Raw genomic sequence first — 271 nt, 5'->3', positions numbered from 1 at the left:
GGTCAGGTGGGCGATAGGGCGGACCCGCGAAATCGCAGCGCCACACAGCGAACCGACCTGGACCGCGAAATCATCGAGCGTCTGGCCTTCGGCGCCGCCGATGACCGCGTAACCGGCTGTTCCGCGTTGATCGCCGTTAATAGGGACCAGTCGGAAGGCAGTAGCCTCGACGTCACCGTAAACCGCCACAACAAAACCGGATCGCGAACCCCGGCTGTTAGCGGCCTGACCCGCTCGGCGCGACAAGCGGCGCAACGCGGCCTTCTTGTGA

The 271-nt window shown here is 64.9% G+C and carries 1 protein-coding gene; it reads left to right on the top strand.

Features of this window, described 5'->3' with window-relative positions; translation table 11 throughout:
• Positions 1-271 (top strand): hypothetical protein (locus tag OH705_RS27435; RefSeq protein WP_267303468.1); only part of this gene is annotated, 271 nt, incomplete at both ends.

Source organism: Pseudomonas sp. BJa3 (genome assembly GCF_026343815.1).
Taxonomy (GTDB): domain Bacteria; phylum Pseudomonadota; class Gammaproteobacteria; order Pseudomonadales; family Pseudomonadaceae; genus Aquipseudomonas; species Aquipseudomonas soli.
Note: the sequence above shows the minus strand (reverse complement) of the source record. Positions and strands in the feature narration are given on the sequence as shown.